Genomic DNA, 24,512 nt, shown 5'->3' on the forward strand with positions numbered 1-24,512 from the left:
AAGCACTTTCATTGATCAACAATCGACCAAGAAAGTGCCTCAACTGGAATACCACACAGGATGCATTTGAATGTGAAGTGGTGCAGTTAATTTGACAATCTATCGATTATTAAAGCCGGCAAACCCATAGCTAAAGCCAATTAGATTTTGCTCATCATAGGCGCCAATGACGATGCCACCATTTTTAATCGCGGTGGCAGTTTGATGTGTTGGAATCGGTGACATGCCCCACACCTTTGACTCTACTTCACTGACACACTCCATCTCTTCCATCGTTTTTAATGGTTTATAGGTAATCATTTTACAAGCACTTCCTTTTGAATCGCCGCAAAGGTATTTAGCACTGTACGTGTTAAAATTTCGACACCTTGCTGCAGTTGGTTCGTATTAAATGTCATATTCGGATGATGTAGTCCCGGCTGTAAATCACAGCCAAGTCCAAGCATTGTTGCTTTAATTTGCGGGCGTTTCAATGTATAAAAGTGAAAATCCTCGCCACCTGGTGTCACAACAGGTGGTGCTAGATTTTCGGCACCTACTGTTTCAATAATTGCCTGTTGCATAAAGCTTTTCGCTTCCTCTGATACTTCCGCCGCGGCAATATTAGCATCAATTTGATAATGAATTGTCGCATGATATTTATGCTCCACACCCTCAATAATCGTCTTCAGCTGCGCCATTGCTTCGTCAATGCCTTCATTCGTTTGACTGCGGAGGTCGATACTAAACGTCGCTTTACCGGGAATAACATTCGCTGCATCCCCGCCTGCGTGAAAGGACGTTAATTTAATTGAGGTCGGAATCATCGGATCAATATGAATCGTTCGTAAGCCAATCGCTAAATCCGTACCAATTTCAATCGCGTTTTTCCCAAGATGAGGTCGTGCGCCATGTGCCTCGACACCATGGATAACACCTGTAATGAGTCGCGCTGCACCATGATAAAGCGCTGGGCTATGTTGTCCATTTTTAAGTTCCTGAACTGGGCGCACATGCACACCATATAAATAATCGATTGTATCGACGATGCCTTTTTCAACAAATGCTAACGCACCGGCTCCTTTTTCTTCAGCTGGCTGAAATAATACGCGAATCGTGCCATGCTCTGGCTGATGCTTTGTTTGAAGCGCCTTTAACGCACCAAGCGCCATCGTCATATGACCATCATGACCACATGAATGATTCGCCTGTAGCACACCATCTACCTCCTGCCATAGCGCATCAATGTCTGTGCGAAGCCCTACCACAGGTGAGCCACTACCTATATCAACATAAAGTCCGGTCAAATCATTGAAGGTAATTGGTTCTAGTCCCATTTCCTTTATATAAGATGCAATATATTGCGTTGTGCCAAATTCATGCCAACTCTTCTCAGGGTTGGCGTGTAAATAATTAAAAATGTGTTGTAACTCGGATGATAACGGTTGTGTTGTCATGACTCATCATCTCCATCTAAAAATAAGTTGCTGCTATCAACGGCATCGTATGCAGATTGATAGCTTTCATAAGCTGCTGGATCTTCAGCAGTCATCCCAATTACAAGAGTATTCATAAATGATAAAATGCTCGGCATCATATCAATGGTTGATTTACGACTAGATGTGAATGGGAAAATGGTATTCACATATCGCCGAATCGGCGCAAGTGGTGAATCTGTAATGCCGATAACATGTACGCCCTGTTTTTGAATGATTTTCGTCAAATCAATCGTTTGCTTATAGTAACGGTGGAATGAAAAGACGAGTAGCACATCGCGCTCATCCATTTGACTAATGGTATGGATAACGTCCTGTGCTTCTGGTCGAAGGAGTGTGACTTGCTGACGCACAACATTGAGTGTAAAGGCGCTCCATTCAGCAGCAGCATAGGATGAACGTAAGCCTAAAATATAAATATGACGGGCTGCATGTAATTTCTTTGATGCTTGCTTAAAGTCCTGATCATTAATTTGATACGCAAATTTTTGGAGGCGCTCCACATCTTGTAGCATCACAGCTGCTGAAAAATGCTCTTCTTCACGTAGTGCATTTGTTGCTAAATAGGTGCCAAGTGTACTGCCCTCTTTTGCCACCAAGGTCTTTTGCACGCGCTTTTGTAAATCGGTATAGCCACCAAGTTCGAGCTGATAGCAAAAGCGAATAATCGTCGTTTCACTGACACCGATCTGCTTGCCTACCTCCGAGGCCGCGTGCAGCGCAATCACATCCGGATGCTCTAAGACGTAGTGCGCAACAACCTTTTGACTTTTCGTTAGCTTTTCATAATGCTGTTGAATTAAATCTTGAAACATTGGCAGCGCCCCCCTTAATTAAAGTTTCAACTTCTTTTTTTATTATTTTGAAGTATGTACTTCATTTCGTATAAAAACTTTACCATTAATATATCGCGAATTCAATGATTTTTCTGAAAATTTCGTTCATTTCGACTATTTCGAGGTTTTTCGTTTCAAAAAGAAGCATTTTTCAGCATAATCCTTACGAAACCATTTCCTTCCAGCGAACGTTCTATCTACAATAAGGGGTGTTACGATGAACAATGCAAAGCGATGGCTCTATAGCTGTCTTACAATTATTTTTATCCAAATGATTGTTGTTCTTTTTTATCTCGTTGGTCTTTTAAGCCGCTTCCCTGACAGTATCGCGAGTATCGTCTGGCTCGTCGCCGGATTTCTTGGACTCATCGTAGGCTTTATAGTAGCAACCAAAAAAGGAATGCCTCGAGCGGTAGATTATTTGGCCTTTTCAATCATGATTGTCGGCGGCTTATTGGTTATTCTTTATGTAATAGCCATGTTTATCACAAGTATGTAAGCATCGAAAAAAGAGGCTTCGACATACGTGAAAAAACAACCACTCCTATGAGCATAAGAAAAACCGGAATCGCGCAGTAGCGCGGTTCCGGTTTTTCTTTGTAAAGGCTAAAAAAGGAAAATGACGTGTTTTGTCCCAGCCTCTTTTTTATTGTGAAGCTATAGAAATAAAGAATTTCGTCTCATTTTTAGTCTTTTTCTACATTTAGTTGATCACCCGTTTTCGCATCGAGTGTTACTTCTACTTCGTCTTTTGTATTTTCAAATTTCACTTGATATACGGCAGCCTTTTCATCGTCATCATAATCAAGTGACCAGCTTGTTGCCACTAAATCGCCCACTTCTGATACCTTACTTGCCTTATCAATTGCTTCTTCAGGTGTGATATACTCATCGCGCATTAGCTCCTGATAGTCATCACCCTTATCACGATTTTCTTCGTTCTTTTCAATAACATTATTATCTTCGCCAATTTCTACGCTATATTCTTTCTTATCATCAAAACCTTCAATATCATACGTAAATTGACGGTTACTTTCATCTAGCTCAATAGATGAAATTTTAGCACCTTTGTACGTTTCATCAAATGTAGCTAATGCCTCGTCTAGTGCTAATGGTGCATCCTTTACTGCACGTTTATCAACGACAGTAGATGAATTATCATCATTGTTATCGTCATTATCATTGCTGTCATTATTTGAATTAGTTGAAGATGTATTCTCTTTATCGGGAGATTCTACCGCTGTATTATCACCATCTGAAGTCGATTTATCATCATTCCCACATGCTGCTAACGTTAGCGCTAATACACTCGCCGTACCAAGTAGTTGCCATTTTTTCATTTCCTATCGCATCCTCTCTTCCGTGTTAGTTATTCTCTACCCGGTTTTAGGACATATAAAAATGAAAAATCTGACACATTTTACACCTTTTCATAATCAATGGTTACTACCTGTCGTGCCATGGCAGCATATAAATCGGTATATGTATCAAGGATGCGTGGTTTGTGGATTGGTACTTCAATGACATGAATCGGCACATCTAGACGCCTTAATTGTCGTAAATGTATAGCTGCAAGTCGCTTCATTTGTTTTTCAAATAATAATCCACGCGTTGTTATCATATGCACAGACTTATGAAGCCTTTTAGCCAATGTCACGCAATAATCCGCACAAAGTTCCCCACTTGCCTGACCCGGACGCATAATTAGAACGATGCGGTCATACGGTGCCATCATGCGCATTATTAAATCTGCATAGGCGGCAATACGCTCCGTGCAGTGAGCCGCGTCAAGTGAGCCAAACTGCCTCTCTGGCGCAGTGCAAAATAACATTTTTCCGCGTAAGCATTCGATATAATCTGGAATATTATCATACGGATGATGACATTGCTCCGTCTCCTCTAACGCTAATAATGCACGATAGTTTTGCGCCATATAGCTCGTTTTATGCAGTGAAATAAACTGCATATTCGGTAATTTCTGCGCTAAATGCTGCGCTACATGAAAGCCTGTATCACCAAGAAAAAAGTAACCAATTGCCATATTTCCAACCCCTAACGCCATTTTTTTCATTATAGCGCATCAAAATAAGGATAATTTTTACAGAAATTCAACAATTCTAATGAACTTGTCACAATTAATTCAATTTAAAATCCTTACGTGAATAATCTGTAAAATTCATATGATCCCATTCCTCTTGCTTTCCGTTCAAGCGGAATTTTAATGTTTTTAGCTTCGCCATATTCGCAAAAAAGGTTTTGCCAATGGCTTCACGTGTTTGAGTTGCTCCTGTAGAGCCCTGGAATAACGATGTTTTCATAACAGATGATTTAAAATTCAGCATGACTACTTTTTCATTTTTAGAGACACTATACGCTTTTACATATTGATTGTATTCTAAGTTTTTCAGTAAAAATTGTGTGAGTGAGCCATCGCGTTTATATACATAGGGCACTGACTCTCCTTTTGACACATGGTCATCTGTGTCAGAGAAATGATTGTACAGCACGACTGATTCTTCCTGAACTACATTTTTAGACGTCGCTGATTTAGACTGCGTTTCTGTCGTCGATTTAAGTGGTTGTGGCGCCGCATCCTCTGTCTGCTTATCGCCACAGGCAGCAAGTAATAGCGTCATCGCAAGTATAGTTGTGATTTTTTTCATAAAGCACCTCTTTTTCATATTTTTCCCATTATATCGTGAAAACGTTGCACCTGCTATAATAGATATGACAGAAACGGAAGTGTTTACATGATTTTAGAACAACGTGGGAGCACATGCGGCATTTATGCGTTTTTAAATGGTGTCCATGCGCTCCATCCTTTACATGCCCACACACAAGAAATTGATGAGGCCGTCATCACTCTTATTCGCGACACATCCTACGGCAAAAAAGGTGCAGCCGGTGAAACATTACTTGGGGAATTTTTCTCATGTGAAGCACTCGCTAGTTTTTTAAATCAGCATAGTCGTGTGCTTAGTCATGCACTTGAATTTCCATTGTATGAAGCAAAAATCATACCGATTACAGCGCTTGGTACATACGATGACGGCTTTTATATCGTGCCAGGCATTCGAAAGCACAAGTGGTATGAGCGCGAACGCAATGCCTCACTGCACTGGATGACGGCTTTAATAGATGGTCGCGTGCTCAATAGCGCCTATGCAACGGAGCAGCATATGACGCTGGCTGAGCTAGAAGCGTTTAATGATGCACTTTTAAACCGCCGCTTCTCATGGCCATTATGGCGTCGCCAAAATAGCTATGATTTATCTGATGAAGCGGTATCAGTGCCGACATCACGTGAAATGCGACAGCTTGAGCACGACATTCCTCATTTTTCTCGCCAGCTAACATTTGAACGAGGTAGCGTATTGTATGTGTCGAAGCACTAGCTTATTCGTTCATTAAAAAAGGAATCGTGCCAATGCACGACTCCTTTTTAGTCTCTTTTTTTAAACCGTTTGTTCAATAACATAGCCTGCAAGTGACACATTTACAAGGTTTGCTAATGTATCGCCAATTGGGCAATGCGCCTCGATATATGCAATAAATGCTTGTACCTGTTCATCTGAAGCAGTCGTTTGAAGATGGAATGTATAGCGAATATCAGAGAAGCCTGGACGTACATCTGATTTCCCTAAAAAGCCATCCGTATCAAAATCCCCTTCTAATTCGACCCAAAAATCTTGTAAATCAATGTCAAATTTTTTCGCATATGTACGTGCTACAATCGAATGACAAGCACCAAAAGCGCCTAGTAATACTTCGACTGGATTGGGGCCCTCATCTGTGCCACCTAGACGTTCGGGCTCATCGATAATTAACTTGTGTGAGCGTGCAGATACTTCTACACGATAATTGTCTTGTAAATGGGCTTGTGCCTTCACCGTTGTTTTTGCCATGCTGTAACTCCCTTTCAAATGCCTAGTATTATAGTAAGAATAGTTACATTTATAGTGTTTGTCAATATATTTTAAATCGTTTCAAAGACGACTGTCCCCATTTGTGAAACATCATAGCCACCAATTGCATGAATTTCTTGTTGAAACGCAGCATCATTTAAAATTTCCTGCACCGTCGAAATCAGTGCTTCATTGCCATCATTTTTCAGTAGCACAATATCATAGCTTTCCTCTATAATTGGCACAAAATCTACATCGACAAGACGCGCTGTTTTTTCGATGCCTAAGCCAACATCTGCCGCACCGCTTGCTACTGCTGATGCCACGCTAATATGGTCCTTCTCCTCTTGCCCATAGCCTGCCACCTGTGTCTGAGAAATGCCATGTGTGCGCAGTAGTTCATCAAGTAGCGTCCGAATACCCGAGCCCTTTTCACGATTGACGAGGCGCACATCCCCTTGTAAATCGGCAATGCTCGTAATATGGAGTGGGTTGCCCTTTGCTACATAAAAGCCCGCCTTTCGTGTCAAAAGACGCAGTAAAATATAGCGGTGGCTAACGAATACTTTACGAATATATGGTAAATTATAAGCCGTCGTATCACCATCATACATATGCAGACTCGCAATATCGCTATTGCCTTCATACATTGCAAGCAGACCATTAAAGCTGCCCTCACGCGAACGCAACACCTTATAGCCAAGACGCGCTTCAATATGCTTTCCTAAAATATCGAGCGCCATATCCTGTCCGCTAATGATAATGGTTTTTTGCTCCTGATTGCTGTTCATGCGATGCTTTGCGATATATACATCTAAGTCCTCTGATGCTAGGCGCATTTGACGCCCTACTTTGAACACTGGTAGCTCACCTTTTTTCACTAAATCATAAATTGTTAACTTGGATACTTTCAGTAATTGCGCTACTTCTTCGATTGTATACGATGTTTGATTTTGCATAAAAATCACCTTTTTTATATTTTTATTTTCTTTTTAATTATAACTAGTTATAATTAGTTATGTCTTGTTATAACTCATATACAGAAAGAGGCCTATAACAAATGAAAAAATCACGTACATTTATGACATCATTATTACTTGCAGGTAGCATTTTAGCTGGCTGTGGCCATAATGATGCAAAAACAACAGCAACTTCTACTGAACAAATCGAATTAACGATTTCTGCAGCAGCAAGTCTACAAGATGCTTTAACAGACCTTGCGAAAACGTATGAGGATGCACATAAGAACGTTAAAATTACGTATAATTTTGGCGGCTCCGGCGCGCTCCAACAACAAATTTCACAAGGCGCACCTGTTGATGTATTCTTCTCTGCTGCCGAAGATAAATTTGACACCCTAGTCGATGAGGGTGACATTGATAAAAAAGACGGGACCGATCTTTTAGCGAATGAACTTGTACTCGTAACGCCAACTGCAAATGACAAAAAAATTGACTCATTTGAAGATTTACCAAAAGCAGATAAAGTCGCGCTCGGTACACCCGACTCAGTTCCTGCTGGTCAGTATGGTATTGAAACCCTTAAATCAATTGACGTCTGGACAAAAATCAAAGCAAACATTGTCTATGCAAAAGATGTGCGTCAAGTATTAACGTATGCGGAGACGAGCAATGTTGATGCCGGAATCGTTTACAAAACTGATGCGCTTACAAGCGATAAAATAAAAATCGTCGCAACAGCGGACGAAAAATCACATACACCGATTATTTACCCTGTCGGCGTTTTAAAAAATAGCAAGCATTTTGACGAGGCCGATACATTTTATCGATTCCTACAATCAGATGACGCTATGAAAGTCTTTCAGGATTACGGATTTAAAGGAGCGAACTAATGATGCTAACCGATTTTTGGACGCCGATAAAACTATCCATTGAGATCTCACTCGTTGCGGGAACAATGGCGATTATTTTCGGTATTCTTATCGGTAAATTTATGGCAAAACGACGCTTTCGTGGAAAAATCATTCTCGAAACGGTGATGCTCTTACCACTTGTGCTCCCACCTACCGTTGTCGGCTTCTTGCTCATTATGATTTTTGGTCGCAACAGCATTGTCGGACAGGGCATTGAATGGTTTTTCGGACAACCGATTATGTTTACATGGTGGGCAGCGGTCCTTGCCTCGGCTATTGTCGCCTTTCCACTCATGTATCAAACCGTTAAGACGGGCTTTGAGGGCGTCGATGAAGATATTGAAAATGCAGCGCGAGTCGATGGCGCGTCTGAATGGAAAATCTTCTTCTACATTTCAATTCCTATGGCCTTTAAAGCGATTATTGCCGGTGGTATTTTATGTTATACGCGGGCGCTCGGTGAATTCGGTGCGACCTTAATGTTTGCTGGAAATTTACCGGGTAAAACACAAACGACACCACTAGCGATTTATACCGCAATTGATGGCGGTAATATGCAGCTTGCCTGGCTATGGGTCGGCGTCATGATTTTGATTTCCTTCGTCATGCTCCTTAGTGTGCATACGATTCAAAAATAAGAATGAAAATGAAATGAAAGAGGCTTTGACATACGTATAAAAACAACCGTTCATATGAGCATAAGAAAAACCGGAATCGCGTTGTAGCGCGGTTCCGGTTTTTCGTTGCGAACGCTAAAAAAAGGAACATGACGTGTTTTATTCCAGCCTCTTTTTTAACCCCCACTAATCGGAGGAATGAATGCAATGACATCGCCACTTTGTACGATTGTATGGTCCATCGCAAATTCCTCGTTCACGGCACTCATAACCGTTGAAAGCTCAAGTTGATAGCGGGCTTCAAGCCATGCTTTGACGTCCGAAACGCTCATCTTCTCCGCTTCGATGACAAGCTTCTCCTCGCCAACGGTTTCACGTAAATGCGCAAATAACAATACATTAATCATCCAATTCCTCCTTAGGCGCACCTGCTCGGTATGGTACATTTTCTAGCTGGTCGCCAATCCATTCCGTACCGTCTTCCCAGTGCTCTTTTTTCCAAATCGGCACAATTTGTTTAATGCGATCTATCGCAAATTCATTCGCTTCATAAGCGATTTTTCGGTGTGGCGATGATACCGCAATGACAACCGCAATATCGGTGATGTCAAGCTTACCAACACGATGGGTAATCGCTAGTTGTGCTTCCGGCCATTTTTCATGCATTTCACGCTCGATTTGCTCAAACATTTTAATGGCCATCGCGGGATAGGCCTCGTATTCAAGTGATACTGTCTTTTTGCCTTTTGTTAGCTCGCGGACTGTACCGATAAATACTGTAATCGCGCCTGCATTTCTGCTGACAACTTTTTGTGTGACGTCATCTACGACAAGTGGCTCACTGCTAATTTCAAAACGCGCTGTCATTTAACATCCTTCTTTCGTTACTAAAAATGATAGATATGCTGCCTCATCCTGCAGCGCAAAATGCGGAATTTTTTCACATAATGCTTGTGGAAACGTCGGCCAATAAATAGCCGCGACAATATTTGATAAGGTTAAAAGTTTCACATCTTCAGGCTCTTTAAGAAGCACAACCTTTTGATATGACTCAGTTTTATACCCTTCTACAATTATAAAATTAACCAAAAGCGCTTGTTCATATAAATGAATTAACTCATTTAATGCACATGTATTTTTGGCGAGTTGGAGCTGTACAACACCGTCCCCTTCAACGGCGGAAACTACAGCGCCTGCTTGTGCATGACGGGTGCTATCCTTCGTTAAATTCGAAGCGGGTGCACCGCCATGACCATGATGCTTAATCGAGCCAACACGCAGGCCCTTATTACATGCATAGGAAATCAGTTTTTCTGCAAGCGTTGTTTTGCCGCTATTTTGATAACCAACTATCTGTAAGACGGTACGATGTTGTCCCAAGGCCATGCACTTCCATTCGTATCTTCGAGTAGTAAGACATCAATCTGCATGCCCGCTTCATAGCCTCGCGTTCCACCGGGTAACACGATAAAGGCATTGGCATCCGCAAGTGACGACACCGCACTCGATTTATCAAAGCCAGATGGTGTCGCGACAAGCTTGCCGTCCGTCACAGTGACTGTACTACGAACGAAGCGCGTAAATGGATTCGGCTTTTTAAAATCCACGCCAAGTGTCGCTTTTTCACGACGTAGATGTGGCGCTTGACTCCCAAGCGCCGCTTTAATGAGCGGTTTTGTATACAATTCAAAGCCGACATAGCATGCAGATGGATTGCCAGATAAGCCAAATAAGAGCTGTCCGTCACACTGTGCAACCGTCGTCACACTACCGGGACGCTGTGCGACTTTGTTAAATAACACATCTGCACCAATTGCCTCATAAATTGCTGGTAAATAATCAAAGTCTCCAACCGATACACCGCCCGTTGTAATTAAACAGTCGACCTCCGCCATCGCTTTTTTAACGGCTTCAATACAGACGGCTAAATCATCACTTAACTTACCATAATATTTCGCCGTTGCGCCGGCACGTTCAATTTGTGCGAGCATCATATAGGCATTACTATTACGAATTTTTCCTGGTGCTAGTACTTCATGTGGCTCAAGCAACTCACTCCCTGTAGCAATGACGCCAATAACAGGCTTTACAAAAACGGGGACTTGCGCATAGCCAAATGTCGCAAGCAAGGCAGACACACCCGGATTAATATACGTGCCTTTTTTCACAAGTACCGCACCCTGCTTCACATCTTCGCCGCGGTAAGAAATATTCGTCCCTGCTGAAAATGCGCGCTTAATGGTCATATAGGTTTTACCGTCTGCCTCATATCCCTTTGTCAGTTCAAGCATGACGACTGCATCACAGCCAGCAGGAATCGGTGCGCCGGTCATAATACGCACTGCCTGCCCCGGTTCGACAAGCTCATCAAATACAAAGCCGGCACCAATGGTCCCAACGACCTCAAATGCGACCGGATTTTCAGCAGAAGCGGCCGCACTATCAATGGCACGAATCGCAAATCCATCATAGGGTGAACGATCAAATGCGGGCACATCCTGATCGGCCGCAATATCCTCTGCGACGTAGCGTCCGTAGCTCTCAGTAATGTCCACCTGCTCTACTTTTCCTTCTGTTGCATACTGCATGACGCGCTTCACCGCTTCGCCAACCGCGATTGGTGTTCTTTTTTCTAACATATTGTTCACTCCTTAGCCTAATAGACGATAATATAAATTTTTTGCATAGTGAATATCATGGGTCCCATGAATGAGCACACGTCCATCCTTAAAAATAACGATGCGTTGCTCCGCTAGCTGACATGATATTAAATACGGATTTTGTTGGACCGCCCCCTGACTTGCTAATGTGCTCGCAAGCGCCTCTAAATCATAATTTTTCGACTGTGCCGGACGGATTTGAACCGCATCACGCCCGCATAATACAGCACTTTTCGTTTGCTGTTCAAACGCTAAATACGGATAGCTCGGCGCTTCGCCACAGCTTTGACAAACGGGATTTTTTGCGGCCTGCATTTTCATTTCAAAATGCTGATTTTGCCATACATCAAATGTTAAAAAGGTGCCGCGTAGTGCCGCATAGTTATTCGTTAAAATTTTAAAAGCCTCTGCTACTTGGTAAGCCGCAACAATTTGAACTGCCGGACTAATAATGCCTACTGTATCACAGGTCATTCCTGTATTTGGCATCGCCTGTAGTAGACAATGCAGACAAGGTGTTGTGCCCGGTAAAATCGTATAAGTCGCGCCGTAACTACCAACACAAGAGCCATAAATCCATGGAATATGATGCTTTTGTGTTAAATCATTGATAATAAAGCGAATATCAAAATTATCGGTACCATCGATAACTAAATCGACGTCCGAGAGAAGCTCCGTCAATGTCTCGACATTGGCATCCCCGACGATGGCCTCTACTGCGACGTCGGCATTAATTGCTTGCAGTCGTTCTTTTGCAGCAATGGCCTTTGGTGTTTTTTCGCGTGCATGTTGCTCGGTATATAATTGCTGACGCTGTAAATTACTCCACTCCACATAGTCGCGGTCAATAATCGTAACACGTCCGACGCCCGCGCGCACAAGTGGCTCAGCCGTTGCACTACCAAGCGCCCCTGCGCCAACGATTAAAAGATGTTTTTGTTGTAAATGTTGCTGTCCTTCCACTCCAATGGGGGTAAAGAGTTGTTGACGAGAATAACGGTCATTCATGACAGCTACTTCCTTTCTTGTTTAATTTTGTTTGACGTACTGATTGTTAGCATTATAATATAAACATTGATTTTATGCCCGAAGGAGGCGATGATTCATGCATCCAACCCATGAACAGGAACGCGTACATGCCGCGATTTTAACGGTAAGCGATACGCGTACGACTGAAAACGATAAGGGTGGTCAAGCCATTTTGCACGCATTGAAGCAGGCAAATTTTGACGTAATTGATTATAAAATTTTAAAAGATGAGCTCGACGAACTGCTTGCACAGCTACGTATTTGGTGCAGTGATCCGTCGATTAATACGATTATATTGACCGGTGGCACTGGCTTTACGAAGCGTGATGTCACATATGATGCCGTCGTACAACTCGTTGATAAGGAAATGCCCGGTTTTGGCGAACTATTTCGCATACTAAGCTATGATGACATTGGACCAAAAGCGATGTTTAGCCGCGCCGTTGCTGGTGCTCATGCCGAAACAGCTATCTATGCCCTCCCCGGCTCAACGAATGCGGTCAAGCTTGGTATGGATAAACTCATCGTGCCAACTGTGCAACATTTTTTAGGCGAGCTAAAGCGCCGATGAATATTACCGGCGTCATTTTAGCTGGCGGAAAATCATCGCGCTACGGCAAGCCGAAGATGTTTGAACGCTTTAGGGGAAGGCCCTTATACAAGGTCGCGGTCGATGCCTTTGAAAAAAATGCACTCCCTGTCATCATTGCGACAAATGAGACGCTACTGCCACATTTCTCAGATGAAAACGTGACGTTTATTACCGAGCAAACACCGCATGAGGGCCCGCTTTATGCGTTCACTCATGTTATGGAGCAAGTCGAATCTGATTGGTATTTTGTCGTTGCGGCAGACATGCCCTTTATTGATGCCGCATTTATTGCGACACTTTGCCGCCAAATAACAGCAAACTGTGATGCAGTGATTCCGACGTCAAATGACAACTGGCAACCCCTCGCAGCACTCTATCATCGACGCGCACTTGAGCAAGCAAAACAGGCACTTTTTGATAATAAACGAAGTATGCGTGCGTTGCTTCATCAAGTCCGCGTATCATTCGTTGAAATGAATGATACGACAACATTTTTAAATATTAATGCCGTTGAGGACTGGCCTCAAGGCGATAAAGGAGATAACGAATGAGTGAATTTTCACATTGGAATGAAGATGGCCGTCCTAAGATGGTCGACATTTCCGATAAACAACCAACGAGCCGTACAGCCGTTGCGCGCAGTACGATTGCATTATCAACAGAGCTTTACGAAGCCATCGAGCAAGGCAACATCAAAAAAGGGGACCCGACACAAGTAGCACAAATTGCCGGCATTATGGGCGCGAAGAAAACCGCCGATATTATCCCGATGTGTCACCCGATTATGCTACAGGGGACAGATTTTACCTTTGCCTATGAACAAACGGCTGTAGGCTATGATCTGCACATCGAAGCAACTGTGAAATGTGACGGTAAAACAGGCGTTGAAATGGAAGCATTAACAGCTGTATCCATTGCCTCCCTTACGTTTTATGATATGTGTAAAGCTGTTGATAAATCGATGATTATCAAAAACACCTATCTCCTGAAAAAAACAGGTGGTAAAAGTGGTACATTTGTAAATGATAAAATCGATTAATGAAAAAGGAATCGCCAACTCGCGCGATTCCTTTTTTTTATGATTTAGCCGCTTTTTTTTGGAATGCGATATAGTAGGCAAGACCAACAAATACTGCCCCACCGACTGCATTTCCTAAGAAAGCAGGTACGACATTGTGTAAGAAATCGCCCCATGTAACATCTGCGCCTGCAAAAATACCCGCTGGAATCACGAACATATTTGCGACAACGTGCTGGAAGCCGATTGTCACGAAAGCCATTACTGGGAACCAAATGCCTAAAATTTTACCGATAAAGTCTTGTGCACCAAAGCATAACCATACTGCTAAACATACTAGCCAGTTACAGCCAATACCTGATACGAAAATTTGCATAAATGTGGCATCGACTTTCCCTTGTGCGATGGCCATTGTTTTTTCAGCAAATGCACCTTCTGTTAAGCCTAAATAATGGCCAAAGAAGTAAGCAATAAATAAGGCACCAAGTAAATTGGCTAATGTGACGAAGAACCAGTTACGAGCAAGCATTGCGAATGTAATTTTTTTCGCATAAAATGCCATTGGCACCGTCATCATATTACCGGTAATTAAGTCTGCCCCAGCAAGTAATACTAAAATAAGACCGATTGGGAATACTGCGGCGCCAATAAATGTCGCGAAGCTTCCCCATTCTGCTGGCATTGTGCCCATTACGCGAATATCTAATAAAAAGCCAAACGCAATAAATGCGCCCCCGAAAAAGCCTAAAATCAACATTTTTAACATGCTGCTTTGGACTTTGCTCACGCCGGTATTTGTTGCGATTTCTGTAATTTCCTCTGGTTTATAAAAAGCCATGTTACTCTCCCTTAATCAAAAAACTTACAACATGCTTAACCGCCGATATGTGACATTTCTATTTTTGCCTTTTTACGACGTTTAACTGTTTCTTCTGTACGCTCCTCTGAGTAACGGTCCGTACGCTGCTCCCAGACCGATGCAATTTTTGCACCGACTGCCGCATCGTCTAAGTCCGAACGCAGTAAGTCGCGTAAATCTGTGCCTTCTGTTGCGAAAAGACATGTATATAATTTTCCTTCCGCCGAAATACGCGCACGTGAACAATTACCACAAAATGAATCGGTTACAGATGAAATCACACCAATTTCTCCGCCGCCGTCCTCATAACGAAAACGTGACGCAACTTCACCACGATAATTAGGTGCAAGTGCCTTTACAGGAGAGAATTTTTGCACTTCGTCGATAATTTCCTTTTTCGAAAATACATCATCCAAGCGCCAACCATTTGAATTGCCAACGTCCATATATTCGATAAAGCGTAAAATATGCTGTTTTTCTTTAAAATAACGAGCCATCGGTAAAATATCCTCGATGTTTTTACCTTTTTGCACGACCATATTCATTTTTACGTAGAGTCCTGCTTCTGCCGCTGCCTCAATACCAGCAAGCACCGTTTTTACTTTGCCGCGATTGCCATTCATCGCTTGAAAACGCTCATCCTCTAGTGAGTCTAAGCTAATCGATACGCGGTCGAGTCCCGCTTCCTTTAGCGGCTTCGCATATTTTTTGAGTAACGAGCCATTTGTCGTCATCGCAATATCCTCGACACCTTCGACTGCACGAATCATGCGGACGAGCACAGGTAAATCACGACGCATTAACGGTTCGCCACCCGTAATACGAATTTTCTTTACACCAAATGACACGAAAATTCTCACAAGGCGTTCGATTTCCTCAAAGCTTAAAATTTTATCAGACGGTAAAAAAGCAAAGTCCGGGCCGAAAACCTCGGCTGGCATACAATAACTACAACGGAAATTACAACGGTCCGTTACCGAAATACGTAAATCACGTAATGGTCTTTTCAATTGATCATAAATGGGGTTCATCTTCACACCTCCTCCTTTTTGTTTTTATAAGTTCACACGTTTTGGATGCGTATAAATATTCAGCGATTCATTACGAATAAAGCCAATCGTCGTGATGCCTAATTGCTCCGCTAAGCTAAGTGCTAACTCAGTCGGTGCTGATTTAGATAACACGATTTCACAGCCGATTTTTGATACTTTCATTAAAATTTCAGATGAAATACGCCCGCTAAAGACGATAATTTTATCGTCCATCGAAATCTCGTGCTTCATGCAGTAACCATAAATTTTATCGAGCGCATTATGACGCCCAATATCCATACGGCTAACAATGATGCCATTTGCATCGCATAACGCGGCATTATGGACACCACCTGTTTCTTTAAAAGTGACGGCTTCTTGCTGCATCATACGCATCAGGCGATAGCAATCCTCAGGTGTCACCGTCACATGGACCTCATCCATTTGTTTCGCAGCTAACGCATCACTCGCAAAAACAAATCCTTGGCGACTCATGCCACAGCACGATGTAATATAGCGCTTATTTTGCACATCACGCGCATATGGATTTAGCTTTGTCGTTTCCACATGGACGACACCTTCTTTTTCCTGATACCATAGACGATCGATATCGGCATATGTGCGAATAATGCGCTCCGACGCTAAATAGCCGAGCACCATATCCTCGACATACTCCGGTGTGCAAACCATCGTCACAAATTCCTGTTGATTGATTTTGACGGTTACCGCATGTTCTGTAACAATCGTATCCTCGACTGCCTCATGCTGTGTCCCTCTCACGCGGATGATAGGACGCTTCACTTGTGTCTCCATAGGTATTCCCCCTACTCCTCAATCGTTTTCTCGAAAACAAAGACAGAAACCGCCATATCCTCTTCGATTTTGATGTCTGAAAATAAATGGAGTAATTTGGCATCCATTAATTCTTCCATGCCATCTGGCGTTGCCTGCGCATATAAATCTTGAATCATCGCCGTACGTGCCTCGTGCACCATTTTGGCGCCTTCTGTTGTCCCTGCGATAAATTTCTCTGTTGGTGTAATATTGCCGTAAAGCGTTGATACTGCTAGGTTTTCGACAAACACCGTGTGAATACGTTCGGGCCCTTTCCCAAATAAATCTTTGCGTAATTTACGAATAATCTCGTTAAATTCATGCACTTTTTTTGACATTTTTTAAGCTCCTTTCTGTGTTTTTTGTAACTACAGGGGATTTATGACCCTCACAGTTTGATAATGATAAAGCAAGTTTTTGAAAAATAAAAGCCTTATTTTAAATGATAATGATTATCATGTAATATTTTTTATAAAATTTCTTGTATCTTTGAAAAGCGCCATGTATACTAGAAAACGAATAAAAAATGGCGTTGAGATATTGCGCTTATACTTACTATACCCTTTCTAGCAATTGTTTTTTAAACTTTATGTAAGATTTTAGGTAGGTATGACCGTTATGTTTTGATGTTGTTTTTATGACTTAAAATTTAAAATGTCGGATTGGCTTTTTAAGCAAGTACTGCTAAAACTCTCATCCACCATGAAATAAAACTTATGCGTCTTTACGAATTCGCAGCAGTCTTTTTCGTGGTGGATTTTTTTGTTTTTACAGCAATTTTCCTATGAATCCTTATTTCCATCGACGATAAATAATGCGTTCATAGCAACTACAATTCAATTTTAAACTTGTTTGCGCCGATTGGTTTGGCTACATCACCCTTATAACAAGACACGCAAGTGCACGGGCATTTGTAAATGGGGCTGTCGTTTTCAAACTTATCACGCAAGAGAAGGAGGAATTTCTTTTGACGGAAATCAAAATCAATGGCGTTTCTTATGATGTAGCAGAGGGCGCTACGATCCTTGATACGATTAACGTAAATAATATCGAGCATCCACAAGTATGTCATGTCGAAGCGGTCGACCCGATTCGCACATGTGATACATGTATCGTTGAAATCGACGGCAAATTAGTCCGTTCATGTTCAACGAAGGCCACGGATGGTATGGACATTCAGCTTGCTTCACCAAAGGCGAAAGAAGCACAAACAGAAGCAATGGACCGCTTACTCGAGAACCATATGCTGTACTGTACAGTATGTGATAACAACAACGGAAACTGCACGTTACACAATACGGTCGATATGATGGGCATCGAACATCAAAAATATCCGTATACACCGAAAGTAGACCCAACCGAGGTCGATATGTCTCACCCATTTTACCGCTATGATCCAAACCAATGTATCGCCTGCGGTCAATGTGTCGAAGTATGTCAAAACCTCCAAGTGAACGAAACATTATCACTTGACTGGGAAGCTGAACGTCCACGCATTAAGTGGGATGACGGCGCAGCCATTAATGATTCATCATGTGTAAGCTGCGGCCAATGTGTCACAGTCTGTCCATGTAACGCCTTAATGGAAAAATCAATGCTTGGTCAAGCTGGCTTTATGACAGGTATGAAACAAGACATGTTAGACCCAATGATCGACCTTATTAAAGAGGTTGAGCCTGGGTATAGCGGAATCTTAGCCATTTCTGAAATTGAATCAGCTATGCGTAGCGAACGCACGAAGAAAACGAAAACCGTTTGTACTTTCTGCGGTGTGGGCTGTTCATTTGAAGTATGGACAAAGGGCCGTCATATTTTAAAAGTACAACCATCTGAAGGTCCGGTAAATGCTATTTCAACTTGTGTGAAAGGGAAATTTGGTTGGGACTTCGTTAACTCTGAAGACCGAATTACTACGCCATTGATTCGACAAGGCGACGAATTCGTTGAAGCAAGCTGGGATGAGGCTCTTGATTTAGTTGCTTCAAAACTTGGTGGCATTCAACAACAATTCGGCCCAGGTTCTGTCGGCTTCATTTCTTCTTCTAAAATTACTAATGAAGAAAACTACTTAATTCAAAAAATGGCACGTCAATTATTCAATACAAATGACGTCGACAACTGTTCACGTTATTGCCAGTCACCCGCAACAGATGGCTTAAGCCGTACAGTTGGTATCGGTGGCGACGCCGGTACGATTAAAGATATTGCCAAAGCAGGACTTGTCATTATCGTCGGGGCAAACCCAGCAGAAGGTCACCCGGTACTTGCAACACGTGTGAAACGTGCGCATAAATTACACGGTCAAAAACTTATTGTCGCGGATATTCGAAAAAATGAAATGGCTGAACGCTCAGACATTCATATTCGACCAAAACAAGGGACAGACCAAGTATGGCTAATGGCGGTTACAAAATATATGATCGACCAAGGCTGGCATGATGCGAAATTTATCGAAGACAATGTCAATGATTACGAAGCATTTAAAGAAGTATTAGAGAAATACACGTTAGACTATGCATGTGAGGAAACAGGCATTGCCAAAGAAACCCTCATCAACATCGCCGAAATGATTCGTGATGCGGACGGCACGTGTATCCTTTGGGGTATGGGTGTAACGCAAAACACAGGTGGCTCGTATACATCTGCTGCAATCTCAAACTTATTACTAGCAACAGGTAACTATCGTCGACCAGGCGCAGGTGCTTACCCACTACGCGGGCACAATAATGTACAGGGTGCTTGTGATATGGGTACACTACCGAACCTACTACCTGGCTACCAAAAAGTAACAGATGACGCCGCTCGTGCGAAATTTGAAGAAGCCTATGGTGCCACAATTCCAGCAACGCCAGGTCGTACAAATCCAGAAATGCTGCAAGCTGTATCAGAAGGTAAAATGAAGGCTATGTATATCGTTGGTGAGGATATGGCACTTGTGGATGCGAACGCAAACCATGTAGATGAAGTATTATCTCAACTTGATTTCTGTGTCGTTGAAGATGTGTTCTTATCACGTACCGCACAATATGCAGACGTTATTTTACCAGCATCTCCTTCACTTGAAAAAGAGGGTACATTCACCAATACCGAGCGTCGTGTACAACGTTTATACGAAGTATTAACGCCACTCGGTGATTCTCGCCCTGACTGGCGCATCGTGCAAGATGTTGCCAATCGTCTTGGTGCTAACTGGCACTATGAACATCCAAGTGAAATTTATGCAGAAATGGCGAGCTTGTCTCCTGTTTTCGCACAAAATAACTACGATGTCATGGAAGGCTGGAATAGTTTCGTATGGGGTGACCCAATCTCCGGAGCGAATACACCACTATTATTCGTTGATGGCTTCAACTTCCCAGACAAAAAAGCGCGCTTTGCACTCAATGACTGGGCACCGCCAGTAGAATATGAATGCCAATATGACTGCCATATTAATAATGGTCGTATGCTTGAGCACTTCCATGAAGGAAATATGACCAACAAATCAACAGGTATTCAACTGAAAGTACCTGAAATCTTTGTTGAAATTTCACCTGAGCTTGCAAAAGAACGCGGTATTGAAACCGGTGCACTTTTACGCCTTGTATCCCCTTACGGCGCGCTAAAAGTACCAGCACTTATTACAGACCGCGTACAAGGAAATGAGTTATTCCTACCTATGAACTCAACAAGTAAAGAGTCATCTATTAACTTCTTAACGGGTTCACAAGGTGATGCTAATACGCAAACGCCGGCTTATAAGCAAACAAAAATCCGCGTTGAAGTATTGAAACGCAAAGGGAAAAATCCACTTCCAGCAACAAATCCGCGTAATAAAAAACGTCACCCGCAAAATGGGGTTGAAGTACAGCGTAAATGGGATCGCCCGGGCTACGTGCACTTAACGACGGAAAAAGAAGGAGTGTAACATATGGCTACTCCGATTACAAAGATTAAAAAAGAAGTACTAACAGATGAGCAAATCGCCGCTCAAAAATTAGAAGAACTCAAAACACTCGTAACCGATAACGAACAAGCGGTCGCGCAAATCTTTTCGATTATGGCGGAGCTAAACGATGTTGGTGCGCTTGAAGCGGTCACAAAAATGCTTCAAGCAAAAGAAGAAATTGCGCATATTGCTCTTGGTCAAATGACACGCGAACCCGTAACGAACATGATGAATGTGATGCTAGGTGCTGCAGGAGCGCTTACACAGATGGATGCTCAAATGGTCGCAAAATTAATGACAAGCTTAAACTCAGGTCTAGACGAAGCGAAAGTTGCTGTCGAAGCAGATGAAAAAATGAGCATTTTCAAGTTAATGAAAATCATGAATGACCCTGATGTCAATCGTGCAATGAACTTCGGCGTACACTTCTTAAAAGGCCTTGGTAAAGGATTAAACGAATAAGGAGCGAAACCGATGTTAACACAACAGAAAATCATCCATGCATTGAAAGATGTAGAGGACCCAGAACTACACAAAAGCGTCGTTGAACTAAATATGGTGCGTGACGTTCACATTGAAGGTACCCATGTCTCACTCACAATTGTCTTAACGATTCAAGGCTGTCCCCTAAAAGCCAAAATCAAACAAGACGTTGAAACCGCCATTCAAGCATTAGGTGCTACAGCCGTGACGTTACAATTTGGTTCAATGACAGACGAGGAGCGTAAGCAACTAACTGCCTCTCTCAAAAAAGAAAATACCACATCAGAAGGTATGCCTACGATGCTACGAGAAGATTCAGGCGTAACCTTTATCGCTGTCACAAGCGGAAAAGGTGGCGTCGGTAAATCAACTGTCACTATCAACCTTGCAGCCGCACTTGCACGCCAAGGCAAGCGCGTTGGGATTGTTGATGCAGACATTTATGGCTATAGCATTCCGACTATGATGAAAATTACCGAAAAGCCAACGATGATTGACCAGATGGCTGTCCCTGTCACAAAAGAGGGTGTCAAAGTCATGTCGATGGGCTTCTTCTCAAAAGATAATCAGCCCGTTATGTGGCGCGGTCCGATGTTGAACAAGTGGATCCGCAACTTCCTTGTCAACACACACTGGGGCGACCTAGATTATCTATTACTTGATTTACCACCAGGCACTGGTGATGTCGCAATTGATGTCGCAGCAATGATCCCCCAAGCCAAAGAAATCATTGTGACGACACCACACAACGCCGCATCTCATGTCGCCTCTCGCGCAGGTGTTATGGCACGTCATACGAAGCACGAAATTTTAGGTGTTGTCGAAAATATGGCGTTCTATGAAACATCAGACGGAGAACGCAACTATTTATTCGGGAAAGATGGCGGTAGCGCACTTGCAGGAGCGTTAGCCACAGAAGTCATCGCACAAATTCCATTTGCACAGCCCGAAGAAAATACAGGCTCATCCGTTTATGACGAAGATTCGGTGGTCGGCGAAGCATTTACGCATCTTGCCGAAGACATTATTCATATAAACTAACAGTTACATCCCTACTTCTATTATAAGATTTACCAAAAAAATTCATCTATCTATTGAACGTTAAAAAAGAGACGACCCTTTCGCTTGTTGCAGCAAGCAGAGGGTCGTCTCTTTCTCTTTAATAGCCGGCGCGCTTTAGCACCTGCATAAAATAAAAACGATACGTATTTTGCACAAACGTCTCAAGTGGTAAACCCACATCGAGCTGATACTTCGTGAAAATAAAGAAAAATCGCTTATCCCAATTTTCACGCAGCAAATCTCCCGCCTGCTGATTATATTTCGCTTCAAACTCTTCAATCAATGGCTCAATCATCGACACACAATGATTCTTTAAACCTTCAAGCGCTTCGATATCCTTATCGCGCTGAAAACGCATGAGCCAGTCCTTTATTTGTGCTTCTTCCATTAGATAAAACCGTCCTTTTTTTACGAGTTTCTTCTATTATATAGCACAAAAAATTCATCTAAAATTAGTCTACGCTTTTTGAGCGAGAAAGTCTAGCTATCACGCGGCACGCTTTCAAATGAATCGCATGAAATGAAATCATTCATTTAACATCACCAATTACCCTAAGAAGCGTCTTTTACATACGACTTATGAGAAAATATGTGTCACCTCTATGAGAATAAGCCTGCGTGATTAATAAGCATTTGTGCAGTGTGCGTATTATCGCAAATAATTATGAAAACTTTTCGTGATAGTTGCGAAAGTTTACACCAAAATTTCAATCAATACGTGCAAAAATTGCCCCTCAGAGCCTCATTATCGACCCATTTTATGCATTTTTCGGACGCAAATACGTCTTTTCAACAGTAGAAAATGGTGATCTAGCAGCGGAACGTTATTTTTCACACAAAATCGAAAGAATCGTCCTTTACGGCATCATTCACCGACAAAAAACACCCCTCGGAGATACAAAAAAGGCTGTTTTCACCCGATTTCGGGTCAAAATAAGCCTTTTTGATTGCTTAAAAATAATAATGATATGCGTTCTTGTTAATAAATAATTGTTTCTTTCTTCTTTTATAGAAGATAATTATGAATCTGCCTATTTTCTACATGTAAATAGACCTTGTTTGGCACTTATTCTAAAATATGTTGTAGCCAAAACACGCTTCCTGAGGTTTTCGTGATTTTTGAATCAGCTATTTGGCGAGAATCATTTTATACTGTTTGCGCCTCTAACACCGCATGTGCACGCTCTTTTAATTCAATAATAGTGTCTACCTCTGCTAACAAGCTTGCCATCGTCGCAAGCTCTTTATCACTAATCCCAACGAGTTCATCAAACATTTCAACCGACTCCTGTGAAATCTCAGAAATTTGATCCATCGCCACCGTGATTTGCTGTGAGCTTGATGACAATTCCTCAGTGCTCGCAGATGAGTTCATATTATTCTCCGCAATAATTTGCGTCGTTTCAACGATTTTATTAAACATCTCGACAATTTCTGAAATTTTATCGTTCGTAACCGCAAATTCCTCTGTCCCTTGCTGCATCGAATGGACAACGCGCTCTGTTTCATCTTGAATATTTTTAACAATATTCGATACCTCAAGCGCAGAATCACTCGATTGACCTGCTAGCTTGCGAACTTCATCTGCTACGACCGCAAAGCCCTTCCCATGCTCACCCGCACGTGCCGCTTCAATTGCCGCATTCAGCGCAAGTAGATTAATTTGCTCAGAAATTCCTGTAATGACCTTCACAATCATGCTAATTTCATTTGATTTGTCACCGAGCACTTTAATGCCATCAAATGTTGTTTGAATCGTTTGATTGAAATTCTCCATAATGCGAATCGATTCTTTTAATTTTTCATCGCCTTCTTTTGTTAATTGCAGTGTCGTATTTGACTGCTCTGAAATATCATTTGAACGAATTGATAGCTCACGAATCGCCTCATTAATATCCTTCATTGATTCCGTACTTTCCTCTGTTGAAATCAGTTGTGTACGCAAACCCTTACCAATCTCATCAATCGCCGCACGCACAATATCTGCCTTCTCGGTCGCATACTCACCCTGTTCTTTTAAATGTTCACTCTTACCATCAATCTCCTGTGTGAACTGTAAGAAACGTTCCTTTTCATCGGAAATATGCTTTGTTAACTGTTCGATGGCATTTGTTGCATCTACAGGCTCATTCGTCAATGATGCTATTTCCTGTAATGCCTGTGCATCTACCTGTGTCGATCTTTTTAGCGTTTGATACTTCAGCGCAAAATAAATCGTCGTGCCAAGTAACACAATCGTCAATACCAAAAAAAATACGCTCATTTTTCCGTTCTCCTTTATAAATCACATGTAATAATGTATGTACCATC

General features: G+C 42.3%; 29 protein-coding genes. 10 read left to right on the plus strand and 19 right to left on the minus strand.

Annotated elements, in window-relative coordinates:
• Nucleotides 1–99: 99 nt before the first annotated feature.
• From ACFSY7_RS14295 to ACFSY7_RS14305, 3 genes are read right to left on the minus strand one after another with little or no spacing between them, the layout of a single operon-like run.
• On the minus strand, nucleotides 100–300 hold the full coding sequence (locus ACFSY7_RS14295) for a hypothetical protein (protein WP_380148290.1): 201 nt from the start codon (nucleotides 298–300) through the stop codon (nucleotides 100–102).
• On the minus strand, nucleotides 297–1,436 hold the full coding sequence (locus ACFSY7_RS14300) for a M20 peptidase aminoacylase family protein (protein ID WP_380148291.1): 1,140 nt from the start codon (nucleotides 1,434–1,436) through the stop codon (nucleotides 297–299). Before ACFSY7_RS14300 ends, ACFSY7_RS14295 begins: the two co-directional genes overlap by 4 nt.
• The gene (locus ACFSY7_RS14305; protein WP_380148292.1) at nucleotides 1,433–2,290 is read right to left on the minus strand and encodes a MurR/RpiR family transcriptional regulator; all 858 of its coding nucleotides are present in this window, start codon (nucleotides 2,288–2,290) and stop codon (nucleotides 1,433–1,435) included. The genes ACFSY7_RS14300 and ACFSY7_RS14305 overlap by 4 nt, the downstream gene beginning before the upstream one ends.
• A 238-nt stretch (nucleotides 2,291–2,528) precedes the next feature.
• Between ACFSY7_RS14305 and ACFSY7_RS14310 the strand changes: the two genes are divergently transcribed.
• Nucleotides 2,529–2,810, plus strand: coding sequence for a hypothetical protein (locus ACFSY7_RS14310; protein WP_380148293.1), 282 nt, complete (start codon nucleotides 2,529–2,531; stop codon nucleotides 2,808–2,810).
• 187 nt (nucleotides 2,811–2,997) lie between these two features.
• On the opposite strand, the gene ACFSY7_RS14315 is transcribed toward ACFSY7_RS14310, so the two are convergent.
• The 3 genes from ACFSY7_RS14315 to ACFSY7_RS14325 all read right to left on the minus strand — a co-directional run bounded on the left by ACFSY7_RS14315 (nucleotide 2,998) and on the right by ACFSY7_RS14325 (nucleotide 4,974).
• Entirely contained in the window at nucleotides 2,998–3,651 is a 654-nt protein-coding gene (locus ACFSY7_RS14315) for a PepSY domain-containing protein (protein WP_380148294.1), read from the minus strand.
• A gap of 80 nt (nucleotides 3,652–3,731) precedes the next feature.
• Entirely contained in the window at nucleotides 3,732–4,382 is a 651-nt protein-coding gene (locus ACFSY7_RS14320; RefSeq protein ID WP_380148295.1) for a hypothetical protein, read from the minus strand.
• 64 nt (nucleotides 4,383–4,446) lie between these two features.
• Entirely contained in the window at nucleotides 4,447–4,974 is a 528-nt protein-coding gene (locus ACFSY7_RS14325; protein WP_380148296.1) for a hypothetical protein, read from the minus strand.
• Nucleotides 4,975–5,061: 87 nt separating this feature from the next.
• Here ACFSY7_RS14325 and ACFSY7_RS14330 point away from each other — a divergent pair, with 87 nt between their 5' ends.
• On the plus strand, nucleotides 5,062–5,706 hold the full coding sequence (locus ACFSY7_RS14330) for a hypothetical protein (RefSeq protein ID WP_380148297.1): 645 nt from the start codon (nucleotides 5,062–5,064) through the stop codon (nucleotides 5,704–5,706).
• A 60-nt stretch (nucleotides 5,707–5,766) separates the two neighbouring features.
• On the opposite strand, the gene ACFSY7_RS14335 is transcribed toward ACFSY7_RS14330, so the two are convergent.
• Nucleotides 5,767–6,216, minus strand: coding sequence for an OsmC family protein (locus ACFSY7_RS14335; RefSeq protein ID WP_126990006.1), 450 nt, complete (start codon nucleotides 6,214–6,216; stop codon nucleotides 5,767–5,769).
• 71 nt (nucleotides 6,217–6,287) lie between these two features.
• Nucleotides 6,288–7,175: a substrate-binding domain-containing protein gene (locus tag ACFSY7_RS14340; protein ID WP_380148298.1), complete on the minus strand. Its 888-nt coding sequence runs from the start codon at nucleotides 7,173–7,175 to the stop codon at nucleotides 6,288–6,290.
• Nucleotides 7,176–7,276: 101 nt separating this feature from the next.
• On the opposite strand from ACFSY7_RS14340, the gene modA reads away from it, so the two are divergent.
• Entirely contained in the window at nucleotides 7,277–8,068 is a 792-nt protein-coding gene (gene modA / locus ACFSY7_RS14345; RefSeq protein ID WP_380148299.1) for a molybdate ABC transporter substrate-binding protein, read from the plus strand.
• A 2-nt stretch (nucleotides 8,069–8,070) separates the two neighbouring features.
• Nucleotides 8,071–8,727, plus strand: coding sequence for a molybdate ABC transporter permease subunit (modB, locus tag ACFSY7_RS14350; RefSeq protein ID WP_380148315.1), 657 nt, complete (start codon nucleotides 8,071–8,073; stop codon nucleotides 8,725–8,727).
• 155 nt (nucleotides 8,728–8,882) lie between these two features.
• Here the strand turns inward: modB and moaD are convergent, their stop codons facing one another.
• The 5 genes from moaD to ACFSY7_RS14375 are packed head-to-tail and all read right to left on the minus strand — an operon-like array spanning nucleotide 8,883 to nucleotide 12,374.
• A complete protein-coding gene (gene moaD, locus ACFSY7_RS14355; protein ID WP_126990003.1) occupies nucleotides 8,883–9,113 on the minus strand; it encodes a molybdopterin converting factor subunit 1 in 231 nt (76 codons plus the stop codon).
• On the minus strand, nucleotides 9,106–9,573 hold the full coding sequence (locus tag ACFSY7_RS14360) for a molybdenum cofactor biosynthesis protein MoaE (RefSeq protein ID WP_126990002.1): 468 nt from the start codon (nucleotides 9,571–9,573) through the stop codon (nucleotides 9,106–9,108). The genes moaD and ACFSY7_RS14360 overlap by 8 nt, the downstream gene beginning before the upstream one ends.
• Entirely contained in the window at nucleotides 9,574–10,092 is a 519-nt protein-coding gene (gene mobB / locus ACFSY7_RS14365) for a molybdopterin-guanine dinucleotide biosynthesis protein B (RefSeq protein ID WP_380148300.1), read from the minus strand.
• Nucleotides 10,056–11,345, minus strand: a complete 1,290-nt coding sequence (locus ACFSY7_RS14370; protein WP_380148301.1) for a molybdopterin molybdotransferase MoeA — start codon at nucleotides 11,343–11,345, stop codon at nucleotides 10,056–10,058. Before ACFSY7_RS14370 ends, mobB begins: the two co-directional genes overlap by 37 nt.
• A 12-nt stretch (nucleotides 11,346–11,357) precedes the next feature.
• Entirely contained in the window at nucleotides 11,358–12,374 is a 1,017-nt protein-coding gene (locus tag ACFSY7_RS14375; RefSeq protein ID WP_380148302.1) for a thiazole biosynthesis adenylyltransferase ThiF, read from the minus strand.
• A 97-nt stretch (nucleotides 12,375–12,471) separates the two neighbouring features.
• Here ACFSY7_RS14375 and ACFSY7_RS14380 point away from each other — a divergent pair, with 97 nt between their 5' ends.
• From ACFSY7_RS14380 to moaC, 3 genes are read left to right on the plus strand one after another with little or no spacing between them, the layout of a single operon-like run.
• Nucleotides 12,472–12,966: a MogA/MoaB family molybdenum cofactor biosynthesis protein gene (locus ACFSY7_RS14380; protein ID WP_380148303.1), complete on the plus strand. Its 495-nt coding sequence runs from the start codon at nucleotides 12,472–12,474 to the stop codon at nucleotides 12,964–12,966.
• A complete protein-coding gene (locus ACFSY7_RS14385; RefSeq protein WP_380148304.1) occupies nucleotides 12,963–13,538 on the plus strand; it encodes a molybdenum cofactor guanylyltransferase in 576 nt (191 codons plus the stop codon). The genes ACFSY7_RS14380 and ACFSY7_RS14385 overlap by 4 nt, the downstream gene beginning before the upstream one ends.
• Nucleotides 13,535–14,026 carry a cyclic pyranopterin monophosphate synthase MoaC gene (gene moaC, locus ACFSY7_RS14390; RefSeq protein WP_380148305.1) on the plus strand — a complete coding sequence of 164 codons (492 nt, stop codon included), beginning with the start codon at nucleotides 13,535–13,537 and terminating at the stop codon, nucleotides 14,024–14,026. Before ACFSY7_RS14385 ends, moaC begins: the two co-directional genes overlap by 4 nt.
• A gap of 37 nt (nucleotides 14,027–14,063) precedes the next feature.
• Here the strand turns inward: moaC and ACFSY7_RS14395 are convergent, their stop codons facing one another.
• The 4 genes from ACFSY7_RS14395 to ACFSY7_RS14410 are packed head-to-tail and all read right to left on the minus strand — an operon-like array spanning nucleotide 14,064 to nucleotide 17,067.
• Nucleotides 14,064–14,843 carry a formate/nitrite transporter family protein gene (locus ACFSY7_RS14395; RefSeq protein WP_380148306.1) on the minus strand — a complete coding sequence of 260 codons (780 nt, stop codon included), beginning with the start codon at nucleotides 14,841–14,843 and terminating at the stop codon, nucleotides 14,064–14,066.
• Between the two features lie 35 nt (nucleotides 14,844–14,878).
• Nucleotides 14,879–15,895, minus strand: a complete 1,017-nt coding sequence (gene moaA / locus ACFSY7_RS14400) for a GTP 3',8-cyclase MoaA (protein WP_380148307.1) — start codon at nucleotides 15,893–15,895, stop codon at nucleotides 14,879–14,881.
• A gap of 24 nt (nucleotides 15,896–15,919) precedes the next feature.
• On the minus strand, nucleotides 15,920–16,708 hold the full coding sequence (gene fdhD, locus ACFSY7_RS14405) for a formate dehydrogenase accessory sulfurtransferase FdhD (protein WP_126989993.1): 789 nt from the start codon (nucleotides 16,706–16,708) through the stop codon (nucleotides 15,920–15,922).
• A gap of 11 nt (nucleotides 16,709–16,719) precedes the next feature.
• Nucleotides 16,720–17,067: a DUF2294 domain-containing protein gene (locus tag ACFSY7_RS14410; RefSeq protein WP_126989992.1), complete on the minus strand. Its 348-nt coding sequence runs from the start codon at nucleotides 17,065–17,067 to the stop codon at nucleotides 16,720–16,722.
• 629 nt (nucleotides 17,068–17,696) lie between these two features.
• On the opposite strand from ACFSY7_RS14410, the gene fdhF reads away from it, so the two are divergent.
• Genes fdhF through ACFSY7_RS14425 form a run of 3 tightly spaced genes read left to right on the plus strand, consistent with a single transcriptional unit; the run spans nucleotide 17,697 to nucleotide 22,181 of the window.
• Nucleotides 17,697–20,636 (plus strand): formate dehydrogenase subunit alpha, encoded by a 2,940-nt coding sequence (fdhF, locus tag ACFSY7_RS14415; RefSeq protein WP_126989991.1) that lies wholly within the window; start codon nucleotides 17,697–17,699, stop codon nucleotides 20,634–20,636.
• Between the two features lie 3 nt (nucleotides 20,637–20,639).
• Nucleotides 20,640–21,119 (plus strand): DUF1641 domain-containing protein, encoded by a 480-nt coding sequence (locus ACFSY7_RS14420; protein ID WP_126989990.1) that lies wholly within the window; start codon nucleotides 20,640–20,642, stop codon nucleotides 21,117–21,119.
• 12 nt (nucleotides 21,120–21,131) lie between these two features.
• Entirely contained in the window at nucleotides 21,132–22,181 is a 1,050-nt protein-coding gene (locus ACFSY7_RS14425) for a P-loop NTPase (RefSeq protein ID WP_126989989.1), read from the plus strand.
• Nucleotides 22,182–22,299: 118 nt separating this feature from the next.
• Here the strand turns inward: ACFSY7_RS14425 and ACFSY7_RS14430 are convergent, their stop codons facing one another.
• Nucleotides 22,300–22,590 carry a hypothetical protein gene (locus ACFSY7_RS14430; protein WP_380148308.1) on the minus strand — a complete coding sequence of 97 codons (291 nt, stop codon included), beginning with the start codon at nucleotides 22,588–22,590 and terminating at the stop codon, nucleotides 22,300–22,302.
• A gap of 759 nt (nucleotides 22,591–23,349) precedes the next feature.
• Nucleotides 23,350–24,465: a methyl-accepting chemotaxis protein gene (locus ACFSY7_RS14435; protein WP_380148309.1), complete on the minus strand. Its 1,116-nt coding sequence runs from the start codon at nucleotides 24,463–24,465 to the stop codon at nucleotides 23,350–23,352.
• Nucleotides 24,466–24,512: the final 47 nt, after the last annotated feature.

The sequence above is a fragment of the Kurthia populi genome (assembly GCF_042686175.1).
GTDB lineage: Bacteria > Bacillota > Bacilli > Bacillales_A > Planococcaceae > Kurthia > Kurthia populi.

Excerpts from the sequence above, each read along its gene's own strand:
- ACFSY7_RS14295 (WP_380148290.1), bottom strand. The coding sequence starts at position 300 with ATGATTACCTATAAACCATTAAAAACGATGGAAGAGATGGAGTGTGTC.
- ACFSY7_RS14300 (WP_380148291.1), bottom strand. The coding sequence starts at position 1,436 with ATGACAACACAACCGTTATCATCCGAGTTACAACACATTTTTAATTAT.
- ACFSY7_RS14305 (WP_380148292.1), bottom strand. The coding sequence starts at position 2,290 with ATGTTTCAAGATTTAATTCAACAGCATTATGAAAAGCTAACGAAAAGT.
- ACFSY7_RS14310 (WP_380148293.1), top strand. The coding sequence starts at position 2,529 with ATGAACAATGCAAAGCGATGGCTCTATAGCTGTCTTACAATTATTTTT.
- ACFSY7_RS14315 (WP_380148294.1), bottom strand. The coding sequence starts at position 3,651 with ATGAAAAAATGGCAACTACTTGGTACGGCGAGTGTATTAGCGCTAACG.
- ACFSY7_RS14320 (WP_380148295.1), bottom strand. The coding sequence starts at position 4,382 with ATGAAAAAAATGGCGTTAGGGGTTGGAAATATGGCAATTGGTTACTTT.
- ACFSY7_RS14325 (WP_380148296.1), bottom strand. The coding sequence starts at position 4,974 with ATGAAAAAAATCACAACTATACTTGCGATGACGCTATTACTTGCTGCC.
- ACFSY7_RS14330 (WP_380148297.1), top strand. The coding sequence starts at position 5,062 with ATGATTTTAGAACAACGTGGGAGCACATGCGGCATTTATGCGTTTTTA.
- ACFSY7_RS14335 (WP_126990006.1), bottom strand. The coding sequence starts at position 6,216 with ATGGCAAAAACAACGGTGAAGGCACAAGCCCATTTACAAGACAATTAT.
- ACFSY7_RS14340 (WP_380148298.1), bottom strand. The coding sequence starts at position 7,175 with ATGCAAAATCAAACATCGTATACAATCGAAGAAGTAGCGCAATTACTG.
- modA (WP_380148299.1), top strand. The coding sequence starts at position 7,277 with ATGAAAAAATCACGTACATTTATGACATCATTATTACTTGCAGGTAGC.
- modB (WP_380148315.1), top strand. The coding sequence starts at position 8,071 with ATGCTAACCGATTTTTGGACGCCGATAAAACTATCCATTGAGATCTCA.
- moaD (WP_126990003.1), bottom strand. The coding sequence starts at position 9,113 with ATGATTAATGTATTGTTATTTGCGCATTTACGTGAAACCGTTGGCGAG.
- ACFSY7_RS14360 (WP_126990002.1), bottom strand. The coding sequence starts at position 9,573 with ATGACAGCGCGTTTTGAAATTAGCAGTGAGCCACTTGTCGTAGATGAC.
- mobB (WP_380148300.1), bottom strand. The coding sequence starts at position 10,092 with ATGGCCTTGGGACAACATCGTACCGTCTTACAGATAGTTGGTTATCAA.
- ACFSY7_RS14370 (WP_380148301.1), bottom strand. The coding sequence starts at position 11,345 with ATGTTAGAAAAAAGAACACCAATCGCGGTTGGCGAAGCGGTGAAGCGC.
- ACFSY7_RS14375 (WP_380148302.1), bottom strand. The coding sequence starts at position 12,374 with ATGAATGACCGTTATTCTCGTCAACAACTCTTTACCCCCATTGGAGTG.
- ACFSY7_RS14380 (WP_380148303.1), top strand. The coding sequence starts at position 12,472 with ATGCATCCAACCCATGAACAGGAACGCGTACATGCCGCGATTTTAACG.
- ACFSY7_RS14385 (WP_380148304.1), top strand. The coding sequence starts at position 12,963 with ATGAATATTACCGGCGTCATTTTAGCTGGCGGAAAATCATCGCGCTAC.
- moaC (WP_380148305.1), top strand. The coding sequence starts at position 13,535 with ATGAGTGAATTTTCACATTGGAATGAAGATGGCCGTCCTAAGATGGTC.
- ACFSY7_RS14395 (WP_380148306.1), bottom strand. The coding sequence starts at position 14,843 with ATGGCTTTTTATAAACCAGAGGAAATTACAGAAATCGCAACAAATACC.
- moaA (WP_380148307.1), bottom strand. The coding sequence starts at position 15,895 with ATGAACCCCATTTATGATCAATTGAAAAGACCATTACGTGATTTACGT.
- fdhD (WP_126989993.1), bottom strand. The coding sequence starts at position 16,708 with ATGGAGACACAAGTGAAGCGTCCTATCATCCGCGTGAGAGGGACACAG.
- ACFSY7_RS14410 (WP_126989992.1), bottom strand. The coding sequence starts at position 17,067 with ATGTCAAAAAAAGTGCATGAATTTAACGAGATTATTCGTAAATTACGC.
- ACFSY7_RS14420 (WP_126989990.1), top strand. The coding sequence starts at position 20,640 with ATGGCTACTCCGATTACAAAGATTAAAAAAGAAGTACTAACAGATGAG.
- ACFSY7_RS14425 (WP_126989989.1), top strand. The coding sequence starts at position 21,132 with ATGTTAACACAACAGAAAATCATCCATGCATTGAAAGATGTAGAGGAC.
- ACFSY7_RS14430 (WP_380148308.1), bottom strand. The coding sequence starts at position 22,590 with ATGGAAGAAGCACAAATAAAGGACTGGCTCATGCGTTTTCAGCGCGAT.
- ACFSY7_RS14435 (WP_380148309.1), bottom strand. The coding sequence starts at position 24,465 with ATGAGCGTATTTTTTTTGGTATTGACGATTGTGTTACTTGGCACGACG.